General features: G+C 73.5%; 25 protein-coding genes and 1 pseudogene. 15 read left to right on the forward strand and 11 right to left on the reverse strand.

Going from position 1 to position 26258, the window contains the following annotated elements; all coding sequences use genetic code 11:
• Positions 1-14: 14 nt before the first annotated feature.
• Both lysA and ACIP9H_RS26240 read right to left on the reverse strand, forming a co-directional pair.
• Complete coding sequence (gene lysA / locus ACIP9H_RS26235) at positions 15-1364, reverse strand: diaminopimelate decarboxylase (protein WP_401588591.1); 1350 nt, start codon at positions 1362-1364, stop codon at positions 15-17.
• A 13-nt stretch (positions 1365-1377) separates the two neighbouring features.
• Entirely contained in the window at positions 1378-1749 is a 372-nt protein-coding gene (locus tag ACIP9H_RS26240) for an SAV_915 family protein (RefSeq protein WP_401588588.1), read from the reverse strand.
• A 246-nt stretch (positions 1750-1995) separates the two neighbouring features.
• Here ACIP9H_RS26240 and ACIP9H_RS26245 point away from each other — a divergent pair, with 246 nt between their 5' ends.
• The 8 genes and pseudogenes from ACIP9H_RS26245 (at position 1996) to ACIP9H_RS26280 (ending at position 10351) form a co-directional block, all read left to right on the forward strand.
• The gene (locus tag ACIP9H_RS26245) at positions 1996-2520 is read left to right on the forward strand and encodes a universal stress protein (protein ID WP_401588585.1); all 525 of its coding nucleotides are present in this window, start codon (positions 1996-1998) and stop codon (positions 2518-2520) included.
• A 64-nt stretch (positions 2521-2584) separates the two neighbouring features.
• A complete protein-coding gene (locus tag ACIP9H_RS26250; RefSeq protein WP_401588582.1) occupies positions 2585-3367 on the forward strand; it encodes a DUF4118 domain-containing protein in 783 nt (260 codons plus the stop codon).
• 77 nt (positions 3368-3444) lie between these two features.
• On the forward strand, positions 3445-5595 hold the full coding sequence (locus ACIP9H_RS26255; protein WP_401588579.1) for a SpoIIE family protein phosphatase: 2151 nt from the start codon (positions 3445-3447) through the stop codon (positions 5593-5595).
• A gap of 40 nt (positions 5596-5635) precedes the next feature.
• Positions 5636-6880, forward strand: coding sequence for a Tm-1-like ATP-binding domain-containing protein (locus ACIP9H_RS26260; protein WP_401588576.1), 1245 nt, complete (start codon positions 5636-5638; stop codon positions 6878-6880).
• A gap of 226 nt (positions 6881-7106) precedes the next feature.
• Positions 7107-7670 (forward strand): histidine phosphatase family protein, encoded by a 564-nt coding sequence (locus tag ACIP9H_RS26265; protein WP_401588573.1) that lies wholly within the window; start codon positions 7107-7109, stop codon positions 7668-7670.
• Between the two features lie 151 nt (positions 7671-7821).
• Positions 7822-8837, forward strand: a pseudogene (locus tag ACIP9H_RS26270) (energy-coupling factor ABC transporter permease).
• Positions 8838-8840: 3 nt separating this feature from the next.
• The gene (gene cbiQ, locus ACIP9H_RS26275; RefSeq protein WP_401588570.1) at positions 8841-9602 is read left to right on the forward strand and encodes a cobalt ECF transporter T component CbiQ; all 762 of its coding nucleotides are present in this window, start codon (positions 8841-8843) and stop codon (positions 9600-9602) included.
• Positions 9599-10351 (forward strand): energy-coupling factor ABC transporter ATP-binding protein, encoded by a 753-nt coding sequence (locus ACIP9H_RS26280; protein WP_401588567.1) that lies wholly within the window; start codon positions 9599-9601, stop codon positions 10349-10351. The genes cbiQ and ACIP9H_RS26280 overlap by 4 nt, the downstream gene beginning before the upstream one ends.
• 10 nt (positions 10352-10361) lie before the next feature.
• Here ACIP9H_RS26280 and ACIP9H_RS26285 read toward each other — a convergent pair whose 3' ends face one another.
• On the reverse strand, positions 10362-10874 hold the full coding sequence (locus ACIP9H_RS26285) for a MarR family winged helix-turn-helix transcriptional regulator (RefSeq protein WP_401588565.1): 513 nt from the start codon (positions 10872-10874) through the stop codon (positions 10362-10364).
• A 79-nt stretch (positions 10875-10953) separates the two neighbouring features.
• On the opposite strand from ACIP9H_RS26285, the gene ACIP9H_RS26290 reads away from it, so the two are divergent.
• Entirely contained in the window at positions 10954-11484 is a 531-nt protein-coding gene (locus ACIP9H_RS26290) for a YceI family protein (protein ID WP_401588562.1), read from the forward strand.
• Positions 11485-11493: 9 nt separating this feature from the next.
• On the opposite strand, the gene ACIP9H_RS26295 is transcribed toward ACIP9H_RS26290, so the two are convergent.
• The gene (locus ACIP9H_RS26295) at positions 11494-12258 is read right to left on the reverse strand and encodes a hypothetical protein (protein ID WP_401588559.1); all 765 of its coding nucleotides are present in this window, start codon (positions 12256-12258) and stop codon (positions 11494-11496) included.
• 132 nt (positions 12259-12390) lie between these two features.
• On the opposite strand from ACIP9H_RS26295, the gene ACIP9H_RS26300 reads away from it, so the two are divergent.
• Together ACIP9H_RS26300 and ACIP9H_RS26305 are read left to right on the forward strand one after the other, a co-directional pair.
• The gene (locus tag ACIP9H_RS26300) at positions 12391-13632 is read left to right on the forward strand and encodes an MFS transporter (RefSeq protein WP_401588557.1); all 1242 of its coding nucleotides are present in this window, start codon (positions 12391-12393) and stop codon (positions 13630-13632) included.
• A gap of 562 nt (positions 13633-14194) precedes the next feature.
• Positions 14195-15697: a cellulose binding domain-containing protein gene (locus ACIP9H_RS26305; RefSeq protein ID WP_401588555.1), complete on the forward strand. Its 1503-nt coding sequence runs from the start codon at positions 14195-14197 to the stop codon at positions 15695-15697.
• A 57-nt stretch (positions 15698-15754) separates the two neighbouring features.
• On the opposite strand, the gene ACIP9H_RS26310 is transcribed toward ACIP9H_RS26305, so the two are convergent.
• From ACIP9H_RS26310 to ACIP9H_RS26320, 3 genes are all read right to left on the reverse strand, one after another.
• A complete protein-coding gene (locus ACIP9H_RS26310; RefSeq protein WP_401961144.1) occupies positions 15755-17404 on the reverse strand; it encodes a glycosyl hydrolase family 18 protein in 1650 nt (549 codons plus the stop codon).
• Positions 17405-17554: 150 nt separating this feature from the next.
• On the reverse strand, positions 17555-20077 hold the full coding sequence (locus tag ACIP9H_RS26315; RefSeq protein ID WP_401588550.1) for a SpoIIE family protein phosphatase: 2523 nt from the start codon (positions 20075-20077) through the stop codon (positions 17555-17557).
• A 357-nt stretch (positions 20078-20434) separates the two neighbouring features.
• Positions 20435-20698, reverse strand: coding sequence for a chaplin (locus ACIP9H_RS26320; protein WP_360904804.1), 264 nt, complete (start codon positions 20696-20698; stop codon positions 20435-20437).
• Positions 20699-20898: 200 nt separating this feature from the next.
• Between ACIP9H_RS26320 and ACIP9H_RS26325 the strand changes: the two genes are divergently transcribed.
• Both ACIP9H_RS26325 and ACIP9H_RS26330 read left to right on the forward strand, forming a co-directional pair.
• The gene (locus ACIP9H_RS26325) at positions 20899-21636 is read left to right on the forward strand and encodes a maleylpyruvate isomerase N-terminal domain-containing protein (RefSeq protein WP_401588546.1); all 738 of its coding nucleotides are present in this window, start codon (positions 20899-20901) and stop codon (positions 21634-21636) included.
• A 35-nt stretch (positions 21637-21671) separates the two neighbouring features.
• On the forward strand, positions 21672-22862 hold the full coding sequence (locus ACIP9H_RS26330) for a magnesium and cobalt transport protein CorA (protein ID WP_401588543.1): 1191 nt from the start codon (positions 21672-21674) through the stop codon (positions 22860-22862).
• A 37-nt stretch (positions 22863-22899) separates the two neighbouring features.
• On the opposite strand, the gene ACIP9H_RS26335 is transcribed toward ACIP9H_RS26330, so the two are convergent.
• Positions 22900-23169 (reverse strand): DUF1876 domain-containing protein, encoded by a 270-nt coding sequence (locus tag ACIP9H_RS26335; RefSeq protein ID WP_360904798.1) that lies wholly within the window; start codon positions 23167-23169, stop codon positions 22900-22902.
• A gap of 121 nt (positions 23170-23290) precedes the next feature.
• Between ACIP9H_RS26335 and ACIP9H_RS26340 the strand changes: the two genes are divergently transcribed.
• Positions 23291-23713 carry a CBS domain-containing protein gene (locus ACIP9H_RS26340; RefSeq protein WP_401588539.1) on the forward strand — a complete coding sequence of 141 codons (423 nt, stop codon included), beginning with the start codon at positions 23291-23293 and terminating at the stop codon, positions 23711-23713.
• Here ACIP9H_RS26340 and ACIP9H_RS26345 read toward each other — a convergent pair.
• Complete coding sequence (locus ACIP9H_RS26345) at positions 23710-24096, reverse strand: STAS domain-containing protein (protein ID WP_401588537.1); 387 nt, start codon at positions 24094-24096, stop codon at positions 23710-23712. The genes ACIP9H_RS26340 and ACIP9H_RS26345 overlap by 4 nt on opposite strands.
• Before the next feature lie 120 nt (positions 24097-24216).
• Positions 24217-25086: a helix-turn-helix domain-containing protein gene (locus tag ACIP9H_RS26350; protein ID WP_401588534.1), complete on the reverse strand. Its 870-nt coding sequence runs from the start codon at positions 25084-25086 to the stop codon at positions 24217-24219.
• A 193-nt stretch (positions 25087-25279) separates the two neighbouring features.
• Between ACIP9H_RS26350 and ACIP9H_RS26355 the strand changes: the two genes are divergently transcribed.
• A complete protein-coding gene (locus ACIP9H_RS26355; protein ID WP_401588531.1) occupies positions 25280-25771 on the forward strand; it encodes an ATP-binding protein in 492 nt (163 codons plus the stop codon).
• Positions 25772-25784: 13 nt separating this feature from the next.
• Here ACIP9H_RS26355 and ACIP9H_RS26360 read toward each other — a convergent pair whose 3' ends face one another.
• Positions 25785-26024 (reverse strand): DUF397 domain-containing protein, encoded by a 240-nt coding sequence (locus ACIP9H_RS26360; RefSeq protein WP_360904782.1) that lies wholly within the window; start codon positions 26022-26024, stop codon positions 25785-25787.
• Positions 26025-26258: the final 234 nt, after the last annotated feature.

Raw genomic sequence — 26258 nt, forward strand, 5'->3', positions numbered from 1 at the left:
CCGGCCGGAGTCGGTCACAGGCCGATGTCGCGCCTGCGGAAGTCCTCCATCGACTCACGGCGCACCAGCAGCCGGGCCCGGCCGTTGTCCACGGCGACCACCGGCGGGCGGCCGACCATGTTGTACGTCGAGGCCATCGACAGGTGGTAGGCGCCCGCGACCGGCACGCCGAGCAGGTCGCCCGGCCGGATGTCGCCGGGCAGCGGGACCGCGGAGGCCAGCACGTCGCCGGCCTCGCAGTGCCGGCCCACGACGGTGACCAGCGCGGGCTCCTCCGTGGAGTGCCGGCCGATCAGCCGGGGCGCGTAGCGCACCCCGTACAGGGCGGGCCGCGGGTTGTCGCTCATGCCGCCGTCCACGGCCACGAAGACCTGGCCGCCGGTGCGCTTGACCGACAGCACCCGGTACAGCGCCACACCCGCGGGGCCCGCGATGGCGCGGCCCGGCTCGACCGTCAGCCGCGGGACCGGCAGCCCGGCCGCCGCGCAGCTCGCGGTGAGCTCGGCGCGGACCCGGGAGGCCAGCGAGGTGATGTCGAGCGCCGCCTCGCCGGGCCGGTACGCCACCGCGTGGCCGCCGCCGAGGTCCAGTTCGGGGAGCGTGACCCCGTGCTGGCGGCGGATCCCGGCGAGCAGCCCGACCAGTCGCCGTACGGCGGACAGGTACGGCTTGACGCTGGAGATCTGCGAGCCGAGGTGGCAGTGCAGGCCGACCAGTTCGAGCCGCGGCTGGTCCAGGACCCGGGCCACCGCGTGCTGCGCGGAGCCGTCGGCGAGGGACAGCCCGAACTTCTGGTCGTCGGTGCCGGTGCGCACCGCGGCGTGACCGCCCGCGGCGATGCCGGGCACGATGCGCAGCAGCACCTTCTGCCGGGACCCGGCCGGCACCTGGGCGGCCAGCCGGGCGATCTCCCCGGTGCTGTCGATGACGATGCGGCCCACGCCCAGGCGCAGCGCGGTGGCCAGGTCCTCGGGGCTCTTGGCGTTGCCGTGCAGCACGATGCGCTCCGGCGGGAAGCCGGTGACGACGGCGAGTTCGAGTTCGCCGGCCGAGCAGACGTCCAGGCCCAGGCCCTCCTCCTCGACCCAGTGGGCCATCGCCCGGCACAGGAACGCCTTGGCTGCGTAGAGGACGTCGGCGTCGGGGAACGCGGCGCGGTAGGTGCGGCAGCGGGCCCGCACCTCGCCCTCGTCGAGGACGTACGCCGGGGTGCCGAAGCGCTCGGCGAGTTCGGTGAGGGCGACGCCGCCCACCGACAGCTCGCCGTGCGGCGCGGTGCGCGTGGAGGCCGGCCAGACGGACAGCCCGGTGTCGACGCCTTCGGCGGCGAGCGCGGTCAAGGCGGTGGTCTCAGAGATGGTCATGGCAGGACGCTCCTCAGCCGATGCGCAGCGGCAGGTGGTCGGCGGTGTGCACGGCCCGCGGGTCCCAGTCCGCGGTGGCGCCCACGGCGGGCGCGGCGAACTGCGGGTCCACGGTGAGGGTGGTGACCCCCAGCGGTTCGGCGAGTGCCCGCAGCGCGGGCTCGCCGAGCCTGATCCACTCCTGGCCGGGGCCGAGCGTGGCGGCCAGGCGTTCCTCACTGGTGAAGGCGACGGCCGTACGGCCGCCCAGGGGCGTGCGGAACATGCGCGCGACGCACCCGGCGGGACCCGGCCGGACGGGGACGTAGAGCGTCTCCCTGTGGGGGTGTCCGGCCGGGACGGGTTCGGAAGGTTCCGGGTCGTCCCCGCACCATGTCTCGCTCATGGCGATCCTCCTGTGAGGTTCGTTCGTGACGGTGGCCCGGACCGGACGTGGTCCGCGGCCAGCAATGACGCTATGCCCGGCACATCCGGGTACGGGCCCGTCCCTGACGCGACGTTGACGTCCGCGGGCCAAGCGTTGACGGTGCGCTGGCGGCACGGTCAGGGAAGCGTCAAGGCTGCCCGCGGCGGCGACAGGGCGGCGACAAGAGCCCCCGCGCGCGGAGGCGGGCGGCGCTTCCATGGAGGTATGGAAGACGCCGGACACCGTCGTGTGGTCGTGGGGGTCAGCGGTTCGCTGGGCAGCCTCGCGGCACTGCACCGGGCGGCCGCCGAGGCCCGCCGCCGTGGCGCGGCACTGGTCGTGGTGCACGCCTGGGAGCCCCCGGGCGGCGACTTCGCCTACCGGCGGCGGCCGTGCCCGCCGCTGCTGCACGCCGGGCAGGAGCAGGCCCGGCTGCGGCTGCTGACCGCGATGGACAACGCCTTCGGGGGCGCGCCGGCCGGCCTCGGGGTCCAGGCGCTCATCGCCCGCGGCCCCGCGGCCCGCTGCCTGGTGCACATCGCCGACCGCGAGGACGACCTGCTGGTGGTCGGCGCCGGGCGCCCCGGCCTGCTGCGCCGGCTGCTGTCGCCGCCGGTGGCCCACCGGTGCGTACGGGACGCGGTCTGCCCGGTCCTGTCCGTGCCGCGCCCGTCGTTGCAGGAGCTCTTCGAGTCCGTGCGGCGCCGCAACGCCCGGCAGCTGCCACTGCGTGCCGCCGGGCCCATGTGACCTTTCCCCAGGAGGGACTTCGCTCCACCGGAACTGTCCGGACCAGCCGAATCAGGTGAGGGCCGTGCTCCACCATCCGTCCCCGTCCCCGTTCCCGTTCTCGTTCCCGCGCAGGCTCGCCCTGCCGGCCGCGGTCCTGCTGCCGCTCGCCGCCGCCGCGGTGCTGCTGCCCTTCCGGGCGGACCTCTCCGCCCCGCTGGTGGCCCTGGTGCTGGTGGTCGCGGTGGTCGCGGTGGCCGTTCTCGGCAGCCGTGCCGCCGGGGCCGTCGCCGCGCTGTCGGCCGCGGCATGGTTCGACTTCTTCTTCGCCCCGCCCTACGGGCGGTTCACCATCGCGGGACCGGGCGACATCGCCACCGCCGTGCTGCTGCTCGTGGTCGGGCTGGCCGTCTCCCGGCTGGCCGCCCGGACGCGGCGGCTGGAGGCCGTCGCCGCCACGGACGCGGACCACCTTTCCCGCATCCACGAGACCGCCCGGCTCACCCAGTCCGCGCCCTCGCCGCACCGGGTCGTCCAGCACGTCGGCGACCAGCTCGTGAGCCTGCTCCAGCTGCGCGGCTGCCGCTTCGAGTACGGCACCCTGGTCGGCCACCCGCCGCGGCTCGAGGCCGACGGCACGATCTTCTGGGGCCGCCGCGCCTGGGACGCCGACCGCCAGGGCCTGCCGGACACGGAGGTCGAACTGCGGGTCTTCCACAACGGCCGCTTCCACGGCCGCTTCATGCTCCGCCCCACGCCCGGCGCCGTGCCCTCCCCGCAGGCCCGGCTGGTCGCCGTCACCCTCGCCGACCAGGTCGGCACCGCCATCGACCTCGTGGCCCCCGCCCCGGCGGCGTACCCGTCGTAGCCGGGGCGCCGGCCGGGCGGCTCGGCAGGGACGGGGGGTGGAATGAGGCGTATCGTCCCATTAGAGAGCCGATCGGCATGAACGGTGGGCCCGTCATGGTGGTCATCGCCCCCGTACGGGAGCAACTGGACGAGACGCTCGCCGAGGTCGTGCGCGCCACGAACGCGCACATCGGCGCGGTCTTCCTGATGCTGCCCGAGGGGCGGGTGCTGGGCCTGGAGGTGCTGACCGGGGCGCCGCGGGAGCTGGTGACGCCGTGGGCGCGGATGACACTGGACCGGTCGGGACCGGTGGCGGACGCCGTCCGCACCGGGCGCCTGGTGTGGCTGGGCACGCGGGAGGAGCTGGCCGAGCGCTATCCGCAGACCGCGCTGGTCCTGCCCTACGACCTGGCCCTGGCCGCCGCCCCCGTACCGTCCGCCGGTCACGTCATGCGCGGCGCGCTGATGCTGACCTGGCCCGGTTCGCGTCCCGAACGGCCGGCGGGGGCGGACCACGCCGCGATCGGCCGCGCCTGCCGGCGCATGTGCGAGCACCTGCTGCGCGCGGAGTCGGCCGGCGCCCCGGTCCACCCCGGCCCGCTGCCGCGGGTGCTGGAACGGCCCCGCGCCAGGACGGCGGAGCCGGACGAGGCGCAGGCGGCCGCCGACTTCGTCGGACGGCTGCCCGAGGGCGCGTGCGCCCTGGACCAGAGCGGCCGGATCGTCTACGTCAGCGACCGTGCCGAACCGCTGCTCGGCGAGCCCGCCCGGGTCCTGCTCGGTGCGCTGCCCTGGCAGGTGCTGCCCTGGCTGAACGACCCGGTGCACGAGGACCGCTACCGCGGCGCCGTGCTCTCCGGGCAGCCGACGTCGTTCATCGCCCGCCGCCCGCCGGACCACTGGATGCTCTTCCAGCTCTATCCGGACGCGACCGGCGTGAGCGTACGGATCTCCCCCACCGACCACCGTCCGGAAGCGCGGCCGGGGCCGCCCAAGAACTGCCGGCAGGACGAGGCCCGCAGGACCCCGGACCGGGTCACGGCGATCTACCACCTGATGCAGCTCGCCGGTGCGCTCGCCGAGGCGGTCGGGGTCCGCGACGTGGTCGAGCTGGTGGCCGACATGTTCCCGTCCGCCTTCGGCGCGGACGCCTTCGCGCTCTTCGTCTCCGAGGGCGGCCGGCTGCGGGTGATCGGCCACCGCGGCTACGGCGAGGACGCCATGGCGGCGCTCGACGGCACCCCGCTCGGCTCGCGGCAGACCCCTGCGAGCCGTGCCCTGCGCACCGGGGTGCCCCGCTTCTACGGCTCCCCCGAGGAGTTGCTGCGGGCCTATCCGGGACTGGCCGGCACCCTGCGGAAGTCGGCCTGGGCGTTCCTGCCGCTGATCGCCTCGGGCCGCCCGGTCGGCTGCTGCCTCCTCGGCTACGACCAGCCGCACTCGTTCCGCAGTGACGAGCGCAGCGTCATGGCCTCGCTGACCGCGCTCACCGCGCAGGCCCTGGACCGCGCCCGCATCTACGACGCCAAGCACCAGCTCGCCCACGGCCTGCAGGCCGGGCTGCTGCCCCACACGCTGCCCTCGCTGCCCGGACTGGAGGTCGCCGCCCGCTACCTGCCGGCCACCAGCGGCATGGAGATCGGCGGCGACTTCTACGACCTGATCCGGCTCGGCGACACCTGCGCGGCCGCCGTCATCGGCGACGTGCAGGGCCACAACGTCAACGCCGCCGCGCTGATGGGCCAGGTCCGCACCGCCGTGCACGCGCACGCCACCGCGGGCGCCTCGCCCGACGAGGTGCTCGCCCGCACCAACCGGCTGCTCGACGAGCTCGACACGGGGCTCTTCACCAGCTGCCTGTACGTCCATCTCGACCTCGACGAGGGAATGGCGCGGCTGGCCACCGCCGGACATCCGCCGCCGCTGCTGCGCCGGCCCGAGGGAGATGCCGAGGTGCTCACCACCCCGCCGGGGCCGCTGCTGGGCATCGACCCGCGGGCCGAGTACCCCACCGCCCAGGTGCCGCTGCCGCCGGGGGCGGTGCTCGCGCTCTACACCGACGGGCTGGTCGAGAGCCCCGGCACCGACCTGGACGCCGCCATCGCGCGCCTCGCGCGGACCCTCGCCGGCGCCGGGCGGGTTCCGATGGACCAGCTCGCCGAGACCCTCGTCCACTACGACGGCGCCTCGGCGCACCGGGCCGACGACACGGCGCTGCTGCTGCTCCGCCGCGTGCCCCCGGCATGAGGCCTTGTCACATCCGCCGATCCCCCCAACACTGTGATCCATGCCGGTGGTTGCGCTGCTGGGAACGCTGGACACCAAGGGTGCGGAGTACGGATGGCTGCGCGAGCGCCTGCTGCGGCGCGCCGTCGACGTCGTCCTCATCGACACCGGGGTCGCCGGCGAGCCCCGGGTGCCCGCCGACATCGCGCGCGCCGAGGTGGCCCGCGCGGCGGGCGCCGACATCGCACGGCTGCGCGCCCAGGGGGACCGGGGCATCGCCGTGACCACGATGGCCGAGGGCGCCGCCGAGGTGGTGCGCCGGCTGCACGCGCGGGGGCGGCTGCACGGTGTGCTGGCCATCGGGGGCAGCGGGGGCACGTCGATCGCGACCCGCGCGATGCGCGCCCTGCCGCTGGGCGTGCCGAAGCTGATGGTGTCCTCGATGGCGGCGGGCGACGTCTCGCCGTACGTCGGGGCGGCCGACATCGCGATGATGTACAGCGTCGTCGACATCGCGGGCGTCAACCGCGTCTCGGCGCCGATCCTGGCGAACGCGGCCGACGCCATCGCCGCCATGGCCACGGGCTTCGCCACGGACGCGCCGCCGCCCGCGGACGACCGGCCGCTGGTGGCGGCCAGCATGGCGGGCGTGACCACCCCGGGCGTGGACGCCGCCCGGCAGCGGCTGACCGACCTCGGCTACGAGGTGCTGGTCTTCCACTCCGTCGGGTCCGGCGGCCGCTCCCTCGAGACCCTCGCCGCGCAGGGGATGTTCTCCGGCGTCCTGGACCTGACCCTCAGCGAACTCGCCGACGACCTGGTCGGCGGCACCTTCGGCGCGGGCCCGGACCGGCTGCGGGCGGCGGGCCGGGCCGGGGTGCCGCAGGTGGTGAGCCCCGGGGCGCTGGACATGGTCAAGTTCGGTCCGCTCGCGTCACTGCCGGATCGTTTCCGGTCCCGCCACGTCCATGTGCACAACCCCTCGGTCACCGTCATCCGCACCACCGCCGCCGAGTGCGCCGCGCTCGGCCGCCAGGTCGCCGAGAAACTGCGCGCCGCGACCGGTCCCGCGGCCCTGCTGCTCCCGCTGCGCGGCCTGTCCACGCTCGGCGCCCCGGGCGGGCCGTACCACGACCCGTCCGTCGACGAGGTGCTGTTCACGGCGCTGCGCGACGGCCTGCGCGGCAGCCGGGTGGAGGTGGCGGCGTACGACACGCACCTCAACGACCCGGACTTCGGGCGCACTGCCGCCGACCGGCTGCACGCGCTGATCGCCGCGAACGACCCGGCCCGCGCCCCGCGTTGACCAGCGGCGTCGGGCCCCGCTCGGCCGCCACGAACCGGAGGACCCCGGGGAGCACCGCCGACGGCACGATCGCGCGGGCGCCGTGCCCGGCTTACAGTGGCGCGACCGTGCCGGATCCGCGCAACTGTCCCACCACCCGTGCCGACGGCCAAGGGCACCCGGCGGAAGGGCCGTTCCGCGCCCGGACCCCGCGGGGCGAAGCTTCGCGGACAGCGAAGGAGAGCACATGACCACCCGGGTGACCCTGATCTCGCCGGTCGTCACGGCCGCCCTGCGGGAGGCCCGCTTCGACGACGACGTGCCGCCGGACGGCAAGGCGCTGGAGACCGCCCGCGCGGTGGCCGGGCACCTGCCCGCCGCCGGCCGGGTCCTGGTGTCGCCCTCGGCGCGCTGCCGGGCGACCGCCGAGGCACTGGGCCTGGCCCCCGACGGGGACGCCCCCGACGGCTGGGCACTGGGCCGCTGGCGCGGCCGCACGCTGGCCGAGGTGAGCGCCGAGGAACCCGACGCGGTCGCCGCCTGGCTGTCCGACCCCGACGCCGCGCCGCACGACGCCGAGTCGCTGCGCGACCTGTGCGCACGGGTCGGCGGCTGGCTGGACGGGCTGGCGGCCGCGCCCGGCCGGGTGGTCGCCGTCGTGGAGCCGGAGATCGTGCGGGCCTGCGCGGTCAGGACGCTGGGCACGCCGGAGCAGTCGTTCTGGCGGATCGACGTCCCCCCGCTCACGGCGACGGAATTCAGCGGGCGGTCCGGGCGCTGGAACCTCACGGCAGGGCGGCCGCTCGCCTGAACGACCGGCGCCGTGAAGGGGACTTGGCCGCCAACGGCCGGTACACGCAAGAGGAACGTTTTCGCGCCTCTCAGGCTCTTGCAAAGATGTCGCAATAAGACCGTATGATGAGCGCGTTCGACCAGGCCGACTCCGAAGCGGAGCACTCCTCATGCATGTACCCGACGGATTCATCGACGCCCCGGTGTCGGTGGCGACCGGGGCCGTGGCGGCGGCGGCCGTCGCCGTGAGCCTGCGCGGTGCCCGGCGTGAACTCGACGAGCGCACCGCGCCCCTGGCCGGACTCGTCTCCGCCTTCATCTTCGCCGTGCAGATGCTCAACTTCCCCGTCGCCGCGGGCACCAGCGGCCACCTCCTGGGAGGCGCGCTCGCCGCGATCCTGGTGGGCCCGTACACCGGCGTGCTGTGCGTGTCGGTGGTGCTGCTCATCCAAGGGGTGCTCTTCGCCGACGGCGGACTCACCGCGCTCGGCGTGAACATCACCGACATGGCGATCGTGACGGTCGTCGTCGCCTACGCCGTCTTCCGCGGCCTGGTGAAGGTGCTGCCACGCACACGCGGGGCGGTGACGGGCGCGGCCTTCGTGGCCGCCCTGCTCTCCGTACCGGCGGCCTCCGTCGCCTTCACCGCGATCTACGCGCTCGGCGGCACGACCGACGTCCCCCTCGGCAAGGTCTTCACCGCCATGGTCGGCGTCCATGTACTCATCGGCATCGGCGAGGCGTTCATCACCGCCGCGACCGTCGGCGCCGTGATCGCCGTCCGTCCCGACCTCGTCCACGGCGCCCGTGACCTGCGCCGTCCGCTGGAGCTGAAGGAGGCGACCGTCTGATGGCGGCCGTGACACCCACCCCCAAGCGCGGCGGTGTACGGCCGCTGTGGATCGCCGGGCTGATCGCGGCCCTGGTGCTCGCCGGGTTCGTCAGCTACTACGCGTCCTCCAGCCCCGACGGACTGGAGAAGGTCGCCGCCGACCACGGCATCGACAAGAAGACGGAGAACCACGCGGCGAAGGACTCCCCGCTGGCGGACTATCAGACGAAGGACGTCGGCAACGCCCGGCTGTCCGGCGGCCTCGCGGGAATCCTCGGCGTCGGCGCCACCCTCGCTCTCGGCAGCGGCGTCTTCTGGGTCGTCCGCCGCCGGCCGCGCACGGACGAGGCCTGACGGATGGGCGCGGGGCACGCACACCGGCTCTACCGGCACGGGCACTCGCCGGTGCACGCGCTGCCCCCGCAGTGCAAGATCGCCGCGGTCTTCTGCTTCGTCCTCGTCGTGGTCTCCACCCCGCGCACCGCGGTATGGGCCTTCGGCCTGTACGCCGTGCTGCTGGCCACGGTGGCCGCGGTGGCCCGGGTACCGGCGGGCTTCCTGCTGCGACGGCTGCTGATCGAGGTGCCGTTCGTCGCCTTCGCCGTCCTGATGCCGTTCGTCGCCGAGGGCCCGCACACCGAGGTGCTCGGGCTGTCGGTGAGCGTCAACGGCCTGTGGGGCGCCTGGAACATCCTCGCCAAGGGCACCCTCGGCGTCGCCGCCTCCGTCCTGCTGGCCTCCACCACGGAACTGCGCGAACTCCTGCTGGGCCTCCAGCGGTTGCGGCTGCCCGCGCTGCTGGTGCAGATCGCCTCCTTCATGATCCGCTACGGCGACGTCATCACCGACGAGATGCGCCGCATGCGCGTCGCCCGCGCCTCACGCGGCTTCGAGGCCCGCGGCCCGCGCCACTGGGGTGTGCTCGCCAAGTCCGCGGGCGCCCTGTTCATCCGCTCCTACGAACGCGGCGAGCGTGTCCATCTGGCCATGGTCAGCCGCGGCTACGCCGGCAGCATGCCGGTGATCGACGACGTCACGGCGTCCCGCGCACAGTGGTCGTACGCGGCCGTGCTCCCGGCCGCCGCACTGCTGGTCTGCCTGACGGGATGGTTCGCATGACCCCATCGCTCGAGGTCAAGGGCCTCGCCTATGCCTACCCCGACGGCCACCAGGCGCTGTTCGGCGTGGACCTGACCATCGGCCGCGGGGAGCGGGTCGCGCTGCTCGGCCCCAACGGCGCCGGCAAGACCACCCTCGTCCTGCACCTCAACGGCATCCTGGAGGCGGGCGCGGGCACCGTCACCGTCGCGGGCCTGCCCGTCGGCGACCGCAAGCACCTCGCCGAGATCCGCCGCCGCGTCGGCATCGTCTTCCAGGACCCGGACGACCAGCTGTTCATGCCGACCGTCCGCGAGGACGTCGCCTTCGGCCCGGCAGCGGCCGGGCTGCGCGGCCCCGAACTGGAGGCCTGCGTCCGCAAGGCGCTGGAGCGGGTCGGCATGGCGGAGTTCGCCGACCGGCCGCCGCACCACCTGTCCTTCGGCCAGCGGCGCCGGGTCGCGGTCGCCACCGTGCTCGCCATGGAACCGGAGATCCTCGTCCTGGACGAGCCCTCCTCCAACCTCGACCCGGCCTCGCGCCGCGAACTCGCCGACATCCTGCGGTCGCTGGACGTCACGGTGCTGATGGTCACCCACGACCTGCCCTACGCCCTGGAACTCTGCTCCCGCGCGGTGGTCCTCAGCGGCGGCATCATCGCGGCCGACGGCCGCACGCAGCAACTGCTCTCCGACGACGCCCTGATGCGCCGCCACCGCCTGGAACTCCCCTTCGGCTTCGACCCGCGCTCGGTCGCGGTCGACGTCTGACGTCCGGCGTTCAGGAACCGCACGGAGGGCGGCCGGCCGGCTCCGGGTCCACGGCGACGACCGCGTCCGCGAGCGCGGCGAAGCGCTCCGTGCCGCCGAGGGGGGCGACGACGCGCTCCCGCAGCGCGTCGGCGAGCGTACGGGCGGCCGTCGCCGCCACCTCCAACCCGCGTTCGGTGAGCGCCGCCAGCGTGACACGCCGGTCGCTCCGGCACGGACGGCGCTCGATGAGGCCGGCCTCAGTGAGCCGGTCGGCGACCTTGGTGGTGCCCGCCGTCGTGAAGCCGAGCGTGCCCGCGAGCTGGTACATCGGCGCGGAGCGCTCCGGCGCGGTCATGAGGAACCACAGCGCCTGGAACGAGGACGGGGCCAGCCCCGAGCGCGCCTCCACATCCGCCAGCAGTTGATCGGTCACGCGGCGGAAGCCCGACTGCACCTCGTGCCAGCGTGCGAGCAGTTCCAGGTCCGCGGCGCCGGGGCAGGCGCCCCCGCCGTCCGGCCCGGTGTGGATCTCCGTCGTCACATTGCCCAGGGTACCAACGCCAGCTATTGTCTAACCAGCTACTTAATATCTGGCTAGCAATCAAAGGATGCGGTTCCCCATGACCGACTCGTCCACCACCCCCGCCGGCCTGCGCACGGGCACGTGGATCCTCGACCCCGCGGGCTCCTCGGTCCGGCTCACCCACAAGACAATGTGGGGCGCGGCCACCGTCAAGGGCGCCTTCGCCACCGTCGGCGGAACCGGCGAACTCGCCCCCGACGGCAGCGCGCACGGCACGCTCACCGTCGAGGCCGCCTCTGTCGGCACCGGCAACTCCCAGCGCGACACCCACCTGAAGTCGGCCGAGTTCTTCGACGTCGCGGCCCACCCCGCGATCGTCTTCACCGCCCACCGGGTCGTCGCCGGAGCGGACGGCGCCCTCACGGTCGACGGCGAACTGACCGTGCGCGGCACCACCCGCCCGCTCGCCCTGACCGGCCGGGCCGACACCGCCGCCCCCGACGCGGTCGTCCTCACCGTCGAAGCCGTCGTCGACCGGGCCGACTTCGGCCTCACCTGGAACCGGCTCGGCATGATCAAGGGCCCCGCGACGATCTCGGTGACGGGCCGCTTCACCCACGGCGGCTGAGGCCGCGGGTCACCGCCGCCCGGAGCCGCGCAGGTCCCGCAGTGTCCAGCCGTGCCCGTCCGGATCGAGCGGGCGCGTGGCGGCGGTGAAGACCTCGGCGGCCCGGCGGTAGGACAGCCGGCCGCGGCCGGTACGGAACACCGGTCCGCCGACGCGGCCGAGCGTCAGCAGCGTGAGCAGCCGGCCCGTCGCCCCGCCCCAGCGAAGCGGCGTCCCGCCGACGCGCTCGCGGGTGCGGCGGCCCGGCAGGTCCAGGTCGCCGACGTCCAGGGCGAGGACCCGCTCGATGGACGCGCCGGTGTCGTACAGCAGGTGCCACAGGGCCTGTTCGCGCAGCGGGGCGGGCAGCCGGAGCACCGCCAAGGCGCGGTCCTCCGCGGGCGGACCGGCCTCCCCCTCCCGCGGCACCGGCAGGGGCAGCGCCCGCAGACCCTCCAGGGGGTCGCCGGTCAGCCAGCCCTGCGCCCGCCACCAGGTCACCGCGGCGGCGAGGACGGACAGTTCGCGGTTGGCGGTACGGGCACCGACCGCGGCGGACCGCGCGGTGAAGGCCTCGCGCAGCCGCGCCGCCGCCTGCGGGGTGTCCAGGAGCGCCAGCGGGACGGCGGGCGGCGCGGCGTTGCGGCGCCCGCGCCCCAGGGGAGCGGCGCGTCCGACGAGGCCCCACGCCCAGGTGACCAGGGCGATCCGGTAGACCCGGCGCGAGCCCGCGCCCAGCGCGGTGGCGGAGAGATAACGGTCGACGGCGACGGCGTACTCCACCGGTCGGCTCATGCCCCACCCCATCTAACCGCAGTAAATGACCTGCCGTTCGCAAGTGCACCCATCCTAAGTTGATGCAAGCAGACTCAATAATTTCGGCCGCACGCCTGGCGTGTCGGAGAACCGGCCCTGCACGCTGCGCCCATGCCCTTCGACCTCCGCCTCCGCCCCGCCGTACTGCGGGAACGCGACTTCCGCCGGTTCTTCACCGGCTACGCCACCTCCCTGCTCGGCTCGTCGATGGCGTCGGTCGCGCTGGCGTTCGCCGTCCTGGAGCACGGCGGCGGCACCGAACTCGGCCTCGTCCTCACCGCCCGGATCCTGCCGCTGGTCCTGGTGCTCCTCGCCGGCGGAGTCCTCAGCGACCGCTGGGGCAGCCGGCGGGTGATGCTCACCGCCGACGTCATCCGCTGCCTCACCCAGGGCGGCCTGGCCCTGACCCTGCTGGGCGGCGCACCGCACCTGGGCACGCTCATAGCGCTGGTCGTCGTCTGGGGCGCCGCCGAGGCCCTGTTCACCCCGGCACTCGACGCGCTCGTGCCGCGCATCGTGCGCGGCGACGCGCTGTCGGACGGCAACGCGCTGCTGGGAGTGGCCCGTTCGGCCGCGTCGGTGGCCGGGCCCGCGCTCGCCGGCGTACTGACCGCGACCGCGGGGGCGGCGACCGTGTTCGCCGTGGACGCCGCCAGCTACGCCGTCAGCGTCGTCGCGCTGCTCCTGCTGCCCCGTACGGCCGGGAGCGCCGGGCCCGTGACGTCCTTCCTCGCCGACCTGCGCGAGGGCTGGGCGGAGTTCCGCTCCCGGACCTGGCTGTGGGTCACCTCCCTCCACGTCTGCCTGTTCAACCTCCTGGTGTGGGCGCCGTTCCTGGTCCTCGGCCCCCTCGTCGCCCAGCGCCGGCTCGGCGGGGCCGCCTCATGGGGCCTGGTCATGGCCGCGTACGGGGCGGGCGCGGTCGCCGGCGGCGCGGCCATGCTGGGCCGCCGGCCGCGCCGGCCGCTGTTCGTCGCCACGGCCGCCACCGTGGGCTGGGCCCTGCCCTCGGCCGCCCTCGCGAGCGGACGGGCGCTGCCGTGGGTCTGCGCCGCGGCGCTGGCCGCGGGCGTCGGCTCGGCCGTCTGCGGCACCCTCTACGCGACCGTCACCCAGTCCCAGGTACCGCCCGGGACCGTCGCCCGGGTCAGCGCGTACGGCGCCTTCGGCGCCTTCGCCCTGGGCCCGGTCGGACTCGCCGCCGCCGGCCCGCTGTCGGTCCTGCTGGGCACCACCGGCGTCCTCGGCTTCGGCGCCCTCTGGCAACTCGCCGCGGTGGCCGCGGTCCTCACCCTCCCCGTCATCCGCGCGGCCCTCCCCCGCGCCCCCGCCCCGGCGGACGGAACCGCCTGACCCGCCCGCCTGGCCCCCTCTCCCCGAGCGGGCGCTGTGCCCGGCCCGGGAACCGGGCAACGCCGATGGCCCACCACACGGCACGCGCCGCCCGAACAACACGTTCGCCGGTCTGCCGTGGAGCTGCGACGATGCCCGCTGATTCGCTGGCGGAGGGCATGTGTTCGTTTTCGTGTGCGGTGGATGCGGTGCCGAGCCGTACGTGCGCGCCGGGCTCTTTCAGCGGACCGGCCAACGCCGCCGCACCGTCCCGGACGGCGGTGTCTCCCGAAGCGGTGAAGACCTGCTGTCCGCGCGCGACCACAGCGAGCCGCCACGTCAGCCGGCACGGACCGCACCACGGCAAGGCCAACAGCCCGAACCCCACGACGAGCTCACCGCACCCGCGCCGCACCCGTCCTCATCCGCTCACAGAACGACACCGCGCGTCCCGTCGAAGACCCGCCAACACCCCTTTCGGGCAAAGGACATCGCGTCTTGCTACTTGTGCAGGAAGCGTGAAAGGCTCCCCGCACCACAAAGGCGCAGCCTCCCCCGACGCCGAAGGGTGGTCCCCCGCTCCATGACTGCCGCAGCCCCGGTCCCCGAGGCCGTCCTGCTGTCCGAGTACTGGGGGGAAGTGCTCTGCTTCGCGCAGTTGTGCACCCTCACCCCCGAGTCCGGCGGCCGGCTGGCCGCCGACGCCTTCGACCGCGGGCTGGCGGCGGCCAAGGACCCGTACGCGTCCGGCTCCGGTGGCGCGGGGCTGCCGTGCCTGCCGTTCCTGCTGACGGCCGTCCGGGACAGCACCGCGCACTGGGCGGCCGCCGGCGACGGCGACAGCCTGCAGCCGGAACTGCGGATCTGGCTGAACGCGGAGCGCGCCGCCCGCAGGGCCCGCACGGGGGCGCGGCGCCCGGAGCCCCTGGCGCTGCGCGGCCTGCGGGCGATGCCGGAGCGGGCAGCGGAGGCGCTCTGGTACGCGGAGGTGGAGTGCCGTCCGGCGGCCGATCCCCACGAGATGCACCACGTGCGGGAGGTCTTCCGCGAGCACTGCCTGCGGGCGCACGTGGCGGAGCCCCCGACACCGGAGTGCGCCGGCTGGTCCGCTCTCCTGGACGCGGCCGCGCGCACCCCGCAGGAGCCCGTGCCGGTGGAGCTGCGCCGGCACCTCGACCGGTGCCCGGAGTGTGCGAAGGCGCTGGTCTGCCTGACCCCGCACGGCGAAGGTCTGGCGCAGGCGCTGGCGGAGGGCGTGCTCGGCTGGGCGGGCCCGTCGTACCTGGAGGCCCGCCGCCGGGCGGCTGGCACCGGCGGGGCGCAACCGCCGTTCCCGTACGCCGGTCCCACGCCGCCGCGCCGGCTCCGGCGCCCGGCGGGACGCGGCCGTGGACGCCTCCACCGGGGCCTTCGCGTGGGCCTTCGCGGGCGCGTCCCCGGAGGCAGGGTGGCCGTCGTGGCCGCCGCCGGCCTGCTGGCCGCCGTGGTCGGGCTGACGGTCCTGGTGACCGCCGACGACTCCGCACCGCGGGCCGCGTCCGCCGCGCCCACCGCGCAGGGCGGCACCGACCCGGATCTGTCGCCCCTGCCCGGACCCGCCGCGCCGGGCGACCCGTCGCCCACCGTGTCGCAGGACCCCGCGGACGACGGGTCCTTCCCGGGCGACACCGAACCGTCCGCGGCCGAGCACACGATCCCCGCCGCGCCGGACCGCACCCCTGAGCGCAGCGCCCCGCCCGCGCGGTCCTCGCACGCCCCGGCCTCCACCCGGCCGGCGACCTGTTCCGTCGCGTACACGCTGGTCGACCGGTGGAGCAGCGGCTTCCAGGCGGCGGTGACCGTCACGACCCGCGTCCCGGTGTCGGACTGGCGGCTGGAGTGGACGTTCCCGGACGGGGAGCGCGTGACGCAGATGTGGGACGCGGACTTCTCGCAGTCCGGCACCTCGGTCGCGGTCCGCGGGAAGGGGTACAACGACTCGCTCGCCACGGGCGGTTCGGCCACCTTCGGCTTCATCGGCGCCCGGGACCGCGGCGACGGCGTGCCCGCGTCGTTCTCCCTCGACGGCTCCCGCTGCACGGCCTGAGGACGGAGGAGGCCGGGAAGGCGGTGGTGCCGCCTTCCCGGCCTCGCAACGGCCGGACTAGCTCAGGCCGTTGTTGATCGCGGTGACCAGCTCACCGTTGCTGGTGTCGCCGCTGAACTCCCAGAAGAACGCGCCGCCGAGGCCCTGGTTCTTCACGTAGGTCATCTTGCCCGCGATGGTGGACGGGGTGTCGTAGCTCCACCAGTTGCTGCCGCAGTGGGCGTACGCGGTGCCCGCGACGGTGCCGGTGACCGGGCAGCTGTTCTTGAGGACCTTGTAGTCCTCGTTGCCCGCCTCGTACGTGCCCGGTGCGGCGCCGGTCGCCGAGCCGCCGGGGGCGTCCTGCGTGACACCGGTCCAGCCGCGGCCGTAGAAGCCGATGCCCAGGTTGAGCTTGTTCGACGGGATGCCCTTGCTCTTCAGCTTCTGGATCGCCGCGTCGGAGTAGAACCCGGCGATCGGGATGCCGCTGTAGGAGGTGAGCGGGGAGTGCGGGGCGGTCGGGCCGTCCGCGTCGAAGGCGCCGAAGTAGTCGTACGTCATCACGTTGTAGTAGTTCACGTACTGCGCGGCGCCCGCGTAGTCGGCGGCGTCGATCTTGCCGCCGTTGGTGCCGTCGGCGGTGATGGCCGCGGTGACCAGGTTGCTGGAGCCGAAGCGGGTGCGCAGCGCGGACATCAGGGTCTTGAACGACGAGGCCCCGCTGGTGTCGCAGCTCAGCCCGCAGGCGTTGGGGTACTCCCAGTCGATGTCGATGCCGTCGAAGACGTCGGCCCAGCGCGGGTCCTCGACCAGGCTGTAGCAGGAGTTGGCGAAGGCGGTCGGGTTGGCGGCCGCCTGGGCGAAGCCGCCGGACCAGGTCCAGCCGCCGAACGACCACAGGATCTTGATGTTCGGGTACTGCTTCTTCAGCTTGCGCAGCTGGTTGAAGCTGCCGCGCAGCGCGCCGGTGTCCCAGGTGTCGGCGACGCCGTCGACGCTCTGGTCCGCGGTGTAGGCCTTGTCGTAGTCGGCATAGGAGTCGCCGATGGCGCACTGGCCGTTGGTGACGTTGCCGAAGGCGTAGTTGATGTGGGTCAGCTTGCTCGCCGAGCCGGAGGTCACCAGGTTCTTGACGTGGTAGTTGCGTCCGTAGACGCCCCACTCGGCGAAGTAGCCGAGCCGGATCTTGTTCCCCGCGGGGCCGGTGGGGGTCGGCGTCGGGGTGGGGGTCGGGGTGGGCGTGGGCGTGGGTGTGGGCGTCGGGGTAGGTGTCGGGGTCGGGTCGACGCCGCCGCCGGTGCAGGAGCCGCCGTTGAGCTTGCAGCCGCTGGGGCTGCCGCTGCCCGCGCCGTTGAAGCCGAAGCTGACGCTGGCGCCCGGGGCCAGGGTGCCGTTCCAGCTCTTGTTCCTGGCGGTCCAGTGGGTGCCGGAGCTGGTGACGTCGGCGTCCCACGCCGAGGTCACCGAGGTTCCGGAGGGGTAGTCCCACTCGACGGTCCAGCTACTGATGCTGGTGGTGCCGCTGTTGGTGATGGTCCACTTGCCCTCGAACCCCGTTCCCCAGTCCTGGGTCTTGGTGTACGTGGCGGTGGTGCCCGCGGCGTGCGCCGGGGTGGCCAGACCGACCAGTGCCGCGACGGGCAGCAGCAGCGCGGTGAAACCCGCGACCGCCGAGGCCCGCAGGCGTCTGATGCGTGAGGTGCGTGGGGTGTCTCCAGTGCTCAAGGGGTGCTCCTCGAGTGGGGGGCCGACGGGGAAACCTTGCCGCCTGGCGGGCCGTTGACGCGATGTCATGCCCACCACAGTTCACTCGCAGAGCGTAGAAAGGTCTGGACCAGCCGGTCAATAGGTCTGGACCATCGGAAATGGAGTCGGTCAGACCCGTTCGTGCAGCGGGATCCCGCCCGCGTCGGTACCGGCACCGGTGCCCGGACCCTGGCCGTCCAGGAACTGCTCGGCCCAGATGATCTTCCCCTCGCCCGTGTAGCGGGTCCCCCAGCGCTGGGCGAACTGGGAGATCAGGAAGAGCCCCCGGCCGCCCTCGTCCAGGGTGCGGGGATGCCGCAGGTGCGGCGAGGTGCTGCTGGAGTCCGAGACCTCGCAGATCAGCGCCCGTTGCAGGATCAGCCGCAGCCGGATGGGACCGGAGGCGTGCCGGATCGCGTTGGTGACCAGCTCGCTCACCACGAGTTCGGTCGTGAACGCGAGACCGGGCAGCCCCCACTGGTCGAGCTGCCGGGTGGACATCTCACGGGCCCGGCCCACCACGGCCGGGTCGCTGGCCAGCTCCCAGGAGGCGACGCGGCCCGCGTCGAGACTGTGCGTCCTGGCCAGCAGCAGCGCCACGTCGTCCGTCGGCCGTGTCGGGGCGAGTTCGTCGACGACGCTGCGGCACAGGCCGTCCAGCGGGAGGTCGCCGCCCTCCAGCGCCGCGCGCAGCCGGTCGCGCCCGGTGTCCTGCAAGGTCATGGCGTTCGGATTGCCCGGGGAGGCGAGCAGGCCGTCGGTGTAGAGGGCCAGCACGCTGCCCTCCTCGAGCGTCAACTCCGCGGATTCGAAGGGCAGTCCGCCCAGACCCAGCGAGGGCCCGATCGGCACGTCCGGAAAGAGCACCGCGTCACGTCCCGGCGACAGCACCGCGGGCGGCAGATGCCCGGCACTGGCCATGGCGCACTGCCGGCTCACCGGGTCGTACGTCACGTACAGGCAGCTCGACCCGAGCACCCCGGCGTCCCCGCCCGCCGGCAGGGCGTCGCGCTGCTCCCTGGCCACCTGCACCACCAGGTCGTCCAGGTGCGCCATCAACTCCTCGGGCGGCAGGTCGAGATCGGCCAGCGTCCGCACCGCCGTGCGCAACTGCCCCATGGTGGCCGCCGCGTCGATACCGTGGCCGACCACCTCGCCGACCACCAGGGCGACCCGGGCGCCGGACAGCGGGACGACGTCGAACCAGTCCCCGCCCACCCCCGACAGCTCGTCGGCCGGACGGTAGTAGGTGGCCACGTCCACGGCGTCCTGCGGGGGGAAGACGTGCGGCAGCAGACTGCGCTGGAGCACCAGCGCGGCATCCCGCTCGCGCGTGTAGCGGCGGGCGTTGTCCACGCACACGGCGGCGCGCGCCATCACCTCCTCGGCCAGCCGCAGGTCCTCCGCGTCGAAGGGCTCGGCCCTGCGGACCCGGAAGAACAGGGTCACGCCGAGGGTGACCCCCCGGGCGCGGATCGGCACCACCATGGCGGTGTGCAGGCCGAGTTCGCCGAACCGCCGCGCCCGGCCCCCGGGCACGCCCGCGGACCACTCCAGCCCCAGCGGGTCGAGCCGGGGCGTGAACCACGACCGGCCGTCGGTCAGCGCCCGGATCGGCGGTGAGTCCGGCAGGTAGGCGGTGACCGCCCCGAAGCCGAAGGCCGGTTCCGGCTCGCCCTGCCGGGCCGCCCGCATGCCCGCGCGGCGCAGCGTCGTGGTGAGCGGGTCGTCGATCGGGCCGGGCTGCGGCTCGGCGCCCTTGATGACCGACTCCAGCAGCTCCACGGTCACGTAGTCGGCCAGGTCCGGCACCACCACGTCCGCCAGGTCCTGCGCGGTGTGCATGACGTCCAGCGTGCGGCCGATCTGCTCGCTCGCGCGGTCCAGCAGCGACAGCCGCTGGCGGGCCCGCCAGCGCTCGCTGATGTCGATCACGGAGTAGCAGACCCCGACCGGGACACCGCGCTCGTCCTCCAGGCGGACGAAGGACATCGAGTGCGCCTGCTCCCGGCGCGGGGCGGTACGAAAGCGGCCCACGTGCTCGTAGTCGATCACCGGCACGCCGGTCTCCAGGACCTGGCGCATCTGCGCCTCCAGCACCGTGGCGTTCAGACCGGGCTGGATCTCCGCGAGCCGCCGCCCGATCCGCTCCTGGGCGGGGCCGCCGCCGAACCGCTCCAGTGCCGCGTTCGACCACACGCAGCGCAGCTCGGTGTCGACCACCGCCAGCCCGATCGGCGTCTGGCCGACGATCCGCTCCAGCATCGTCGTGGTCAGCCCGGAGGCGTCCGAGCGCGCCGTGAGCGAGGAGTCCGCGGCCAGCACCAGCCAGCGGGCCCCGGAACCGGTGGCCTCCGCGGGCAGGGCCGCCACGCGTACACCGAGCGTCCGCACGGAGCCGTCCGCGTGCAGCAGCCGCAGCGCCCCGGTCCAGCCGCCCTCGGAACGGCAGCGCGAACGGATCTCCGGGAGCCGCGTCGTGTCCTGCGGGGCCAGCAGATCCTGCGCGGGCCGGCCCACGACCTCGTCGGCGGCGCGTCCGAGCAGCCGACACGCGGCCGGCGGCCAGGCCAGTACGAGGCCCCGGGCATCGAGCACCAGCGTGACGGCATCCGCCACGCCGGCGACCGCGTGTTCCTCGGGTGTCCCCATGGCCAGCCACTCCGTATCCGCCCGCAACGTTACGCTCCGTCCACCGTTCTTCCCACTCGGCGAGGACCGCCCATGGGATCACGGACATCGGGAAGGACGGGAAGGACGATGAGGAGCAGGCCCGCGGCGAAGGCGCCGGAGTCGGGTCCGTCGCGTCCCTGGTGATCGGCTGCCGCGGCCCCCGCGACTCAGGTTACTCGCGGGCCCCCGTCGCCGCCCGCCGCGTGCGGACCGCCGTTCGAACGGCGGCCGCGGCGGGGCGCGGGCGGACATGCGAACGGCGGCCCGGAGGCCGCCGTAGGACCGCGGTGTCCACGATCGGGCCGGCGCCGGGTCCCCGGCGCCGGCCCGCCGGGTTCAGCGGTTGATGCAGACGTTGCCCAGGGTCGGGTTGACCAGGGACAGGATGAGGTTGACGGAGTTGCCGCACACGTTGACCGGGATGTTCACCGGCACCTGGATGACGTTGCCGCTGATGACACCGGGGGAGCCGATGGCCTTGCCCTGGGCGTGGGAGCCGCCGTGCCCGTGGCCGTCGAGAGCGAGGGCGCCACCGGCGCTGCCGACGACGGCGGCACTCGCAGCGGCGGTGAGAGCGGCGGCCTTGGCGATACGGTTCACGAGCGTGGTTCCAATCAGTGATCACGGATGGGAACTGTCCAACGAGGCGCGCACGGGTGCCGATACGTCGCCGGGACGGTCGTCACCCGTTCGGCCCCTCCCGGCGTGCGGCCCGGTGTCCTGCGTGGCAGACGGGCGCCGGCGCGTCCCGGACGGCCGCGGCCTTGTGCCCGGGGGCGCCCCGTTGCCAGGGTGGCCGCATGTCCGACGACACCGGCACGGACGGTTGCCCGCCCCCTCCTGCCGAGGTGCTGGACGCGGCCTACGGCGCCTTCAGCGCCGCGGTCGCGACGATGGACAACCAGCTGTCGTGGCTGCCGACCGGCTGTGCCGGATGGTCGGTGCGCGACCTGCTCCTCCACTGCCTCGAGGACGCGCAGCGCGGTCCGGTCGCCCTGCACACACCTGCCGGGCGCCCGCCGGACCGGGATGCCGTCACCTCTTGGCAGGGCCTTCGGCGGGACGGCGCGGTGGACGCGATCGGCACCCGGGGATTCGTCAGGGTCTCCGCCGGCCTGTTCCTCCGCGTCGACCAGCTGCGCGACCTGTATCCGGGGACCGCGGCGGCGGTGACGCACGCCGCCCGGCGCGCGAGCGCCCGTGCACCCGTCGCGCCCCAGGGCCACGTGCTCAGCGCCGGCGATGTGATGCGCAGGCCGGCCGTGGAGGCGACGATCCATCACCTCGACCTCGTGGTGGGCCTGACCGGCACTCCGGGTCCTTCGGCGGCGGGCCACGGTGAGGTGCGCCGCACGCTCGACGGCCTCCTCGGCCGCCGGGTGCCGGCGGACTGGGACGACACGCGGTACGCACGCGCCGCCACCGGGCGGGCGCCCCTGAGCGACACCGACCGGGACCGGCTCGGCCCGATGGCCGCCCGTTTCCCGCTGCTCGCCCAGCCGCCCCGCACCCGGCGGATCGCGAAACTTCGCGGCTAGGCTGCACAAGTGTCCCTTGAGAGGGGGTGTGGCCCGTGTCAGGACGTCGTCTGCGGACCCTGCGCGCGCTGAGGAACTCGGCGAAGGAGCGGGCGAGGGCGAGGGCGGCCAAGCACGCCCGTCCCACGCCGCAGCCCGCGCCGCCCTCCGGCGCGGAGCACGTGTCCCTGGAGCCCGAGTCGCCCGACGCCGGCGGGGTGGCGGTCAGCAGCGTCATGGACGCCGGCCTCTACCGCGGCGGCCGCCGCATCGCGACCCCGTCCTCCCTCGCCGAGGCGTACGCGCAACTGCGCGCCGAACCGGGCGCGATGGCGTGGATCGGGCTGTTCCGGCCGACCGAGGCCGAGCTGGTCTCGCTGGCCAAGGAGTTCGACCTGCACCCGCTCGCGCTGGAGGACGCCATCCAGGCCCACCAGCGCCCCAAGCTGGAGCGGTACGGGGACACCCTGTTCGTCGTGCTGCGCGCGGCGCGCTATCTGGACCTCCCCGAGGAGGTCGACTTCGCGGAGCTGCACATCTTCGTCGGCCCCGGCTTCGTACTGACCGTGCGGCACGGCTCGGCGCCCGACCTGTCCGCGGTGCGCCGCCGCATGGAGAGCAACCCCGAGCTGCTCACGCTCGGCCCCGAGGCCGTGCTCTACGCGATACTCGACACGGTCGTCGACGGTTACGCGCCGGTCGTGGCGGGTGTCGAGAAGGACATGGAGGAGAGCGAGATCCAGGTCTTCGGCGGGGACCCGCAGGTCTCCCGCCGGATCTACGAGCTCTCCCAGGAGGTGCTGGAGTTCCAGCGCGCCACCCGGCCGCTCACCCCGATGCTGGAGGGGCTCCAGGCGGGCTTCGAGAAGTACGGCACCGGCGAGGAGCTCCAGCGCTACCTGCGCGACGTCGCCGACCACGTCACCCACACCATCGAGCGCGTCGACGGCTTCCGCCAGGCGCTCGGCGACCTGCTGACGCTCAACGCCACGCTCGTCGCCCAGCAGCAGAACGCCGAGATGCGGGCGCTGGCGGAAGCGGGCTTCGCGCAGAACGAGGAGATCAAGAGGATCTCCTCATGGGCCGCCATCCTGTTCGCGCCCACGCTCGTCGGCACGATCTACGGCATGAACTTCGACCACATGCCCGAGCTGCACTGGCTGCTCGGCTACCCCTTCGCGATCGTGCTGATGGGCGTGGTCTGCGTCAGCCTCTACCTGGTGTTCAAGCGGCGCGACTGGCTCTGACGGGCCGTGGCCGACCGGCCGGCGGCCGGGTCCGCGGTCAGATCCGCGGGTGCGCCGAGATGTGGGTGACCTCCTCGATCTCGTGCGCCGCCTTCCCCAGCAGCTGCCGGGCCAGATCGTTCAGCGCCCGCGCGGCGGCGAGTTCCTCGCCGACCCGGTCCTGGGAGGGGTCGGCGGGATGGCGGTTGGCGTGGCCGTGCGACCTGACCTCCGTGCCGTCCGGGAGGCGGAGCAGCGCCGCGGCCTTGGTCCTGGCCCCTTCCTCATGGAAGTCCATCTCGATGTGCCATCCGACGAGGGTCTGCATGACGTGCACCTCCTGCGGTCCCCGGTGTCCCTTCCAGGGTGCGCCCTCTCGCGGAACTGCTCCACCAGGGTGACGATGGACGCAAGGAAGAGGCGACTTACGCCATGGAGGAGGCGCCGTCATGACCACGGCCCTGGACATCATGCATCCCGGCGCCATGTGCATCGGTGAGCGCGAGAACCTGGCCGACGCGGCCCGGATCATGAGCGAGCAGGGGGTCGGTGCCCTGCCGATCTGCGGGGACGACGACGTCCTGGTCGGCATCGTCACCGACCGGGACATCGTGCTGAAGTGCGTCGCGGAGGGGCGCGACCCGTCCGAGGTGACCTGCGGCGAACTCGCCCAGGGACGGCCGGAGATCATCGAGGGCGACGAGGAGGTGGACCGGATCCTCGAAGTGATGGAGGAGGCCAGGGTCCGCCGGCTCCCGGTCATCGACCACCCCGCGCACCGGCTGATCGGCATGATCAGCGAGGCGGACATCGCCCGCCACCTGGAGAAGGAGCGCGTCGCCGAGTTCGTCACGGCGATCTGCGCCGACTAGACCGCGGGACCGGGGGCGCTCTCCGGCGGGCCCTGCGGGTCGGTGCGCAGGCGCGCCAGCGCCGCGTCGAGGTCCGCGACCGGCCGGAAGGCGCTCATGAGCCCGGTGGCGCGCAGGATGCGCAACGTCATGGGGCGGGCGCAGACGAGCTGGACGGCCCCGCCGTGGGAGAGGACGCGCCGGCGGGCCCGGCACAGCACCGAGATCCCCGAGCAGTCGATGAAGCGGACCCGGCCGAGGTCGATCACCAGGGACGGGCCGGGAGCCTGGGTGAGCTCGTCGAGGACCGGGGTGATCGCCACCGCCGCCTCGACGTCGATCTCCCCGCTGAGTTCCACCACGAGGCACCCGTTGCGTTCGTAGGTGCGCAGGTACCGGTCCACCGGAGCATGAGATCACCGGGCCGATGAACTGATCGGCATGTCAAGGATCACTTCACTCGATCGGGTGAAATGCAAGAAAACCCGTGAAATACCCGCTCGTTCGGGGAAACCGCGGGGCGGTCACATCGCGTGGAGGATGCCGTTCAGCCGGTCCCGTGTGGCCTGCGGCGAGAGGCTGTCCGAGCACAGCTTCTCCATCACGACGTGGTACTGGTCCACTTCGTCCCGCTTGTCGATGTACATGGCACCGGTCAATTGCTCGACATAGACGACATCGGAGACATCCGATTCCGGGAAAGTCAGCTGCGTGAAGGTGCCGCTCGCGCCCGCCGAATAGCCGGTGAACTCCAGCGGCAGCAGCTGCACCGTGACATTCGGCTGGTGGGACACCTCCACGAGATGCCGCAACTGGGCGCGCATGACCTCGGCGCCCCCGAAACTGCGCCGCACCACCGCCTCGTCCATCACCGCGACGATTGCCGGGGCGTTCTCACTGGTGAGCAGCTTCTGCCGCTTGTGCCGCAGGTCCAGCCGGCGCTCGATCTCCTCGGCCGGCGCCCCCGGACGGCCCAGCTCGATGACGGCGCGGCTGTACTCGTCGGCCTGGAGCAGGCCGTGCACGAACTGGCTCTCGAAGCTGCGGATGCGTGCGGCCGACTCCTCCAGGCCCACGTACGTCTGGAACCAGGAGGGCAGGACGTCGCCGAAGCCGTGCCACCAGCCGGCGATGTTGGCCTCGCGGACCAGCCCGAGCAGCGTGGAGCGCTCGGCGTCGTCGGAGATCCCGTAGAGCGTGAGCAGATCGGCCACGTCGCGCTCCTTGAAGCTCACGCGCCCGAGCTCCATCCGGCTGATCTTCGACTCGGACGCACGGATGGACCAGCCGGCGGCCTCACGGGTGATGCCCTTGGATTCGCGCAGCCTGCGCAGCTGCGAGCCCAGGAGGATGCGGCGCACCATGGATCCGCTTCCCGACTGAACTGTGGTCATCTCCGCCTACCTTCTCCCCGTGGCATCCAGCAGTGTGCCACCTTTGCACTGCGTTGAGTACGCGATCGGTCACTCTCGATCGTCACTTCCGCCCCACCTGTATCGCAGCATGCAAATGCACGTGCATCCGCCCCTTGCATCGTCCAGCGGCCGTACGGGACGATGACGTACGTGCCGATACCGGGTGGTGCGCATGTGGACCGATAGCTCGACGGGACTGCAGCCGTTATGGAATGGGCTGGCCCCCGAGCGGCTTTCGTCGTCGAGCGCCACCTCATGCCCGCTTCCGCCGCGCTATGAGGCGGTCGGTGACGCGCGCCGGTTCACCCGGTCCACCCTGCGCTCATGGAATCTGGACGCACTTCAGGACGGCGTGGAACTCGTCGCCTCGGAACTGGTCACCAACGCCCTGCGCTACGCGCTGCCCGAGGAGCCCACGGAGGGGTGCGTCCGGCTCAGCCTGGTGCGGTGGTCAACGCGCGTAGTCTGCGCGGTCCGCGATCCCAGCAGTCACGGGCCCGTCACCAAGGCGCCGGACTTCGTCGCGGAGTCCGGCCGGGGGCTCCACCTGGTGGAGTCCTTCAGCGAGACCTGGGGCTGGCACCCGCTGAGCGGGGCCGGCAAGGTCGTCTGGGCGCTGTTCGCACTGCCGGAGCCGGAGGATGCCGACGCGGCGTCACTTTAAGTGACGTCTGCGGTCAGTTCGCCACAAAGTGATCGAACTCCCCGTTCTTCATCCCGAGAATGAGGGATTCGATCTCTTCCTTCGTGTATATCAGCGCCGGTCCGTCCGGAAAACGTGAATTGCGGACGGCCACGCCACCGCCCGGCAGCGCCGCCAGTTCCACGCACTGTCCGTTGGCATTGCTGTGCCGGCTCTTCTGCCACACCACTCCGGAGAGATCGGACGCGGCCATGCCGTTGTACGTGTGGCGCATGCTTCTCTCCAGATTAAGTACCGTGCAGGACAGGGGAGATGATAGCCAGAGATCGAAGTCACGTGCATCTGCACGTGCAAGTGCACGTGCAGTCACTCAGGGTGAATGCACCAGCCAACGAAGACCGCAACGACCCGCCGCGCGGAACTGTCCCCACCGTATGCGACGGCCCCGGACGGGAATCGGATTCCCGGCCGGGGCCGCGTTATGCAAAATGCCGCCGCGACGGCGCCG

Origin of the sequence: Streptomyces sp. NPDC088732 (genome assembly GCF_044751205.1) — a bacterium.
In the GTDB taxonomy this organism is placed as follows: Bacteria; Actinomycetota; Actinomycetes; order Streptomycetales; family Streptomycetaceae; genus Actinacidiphila.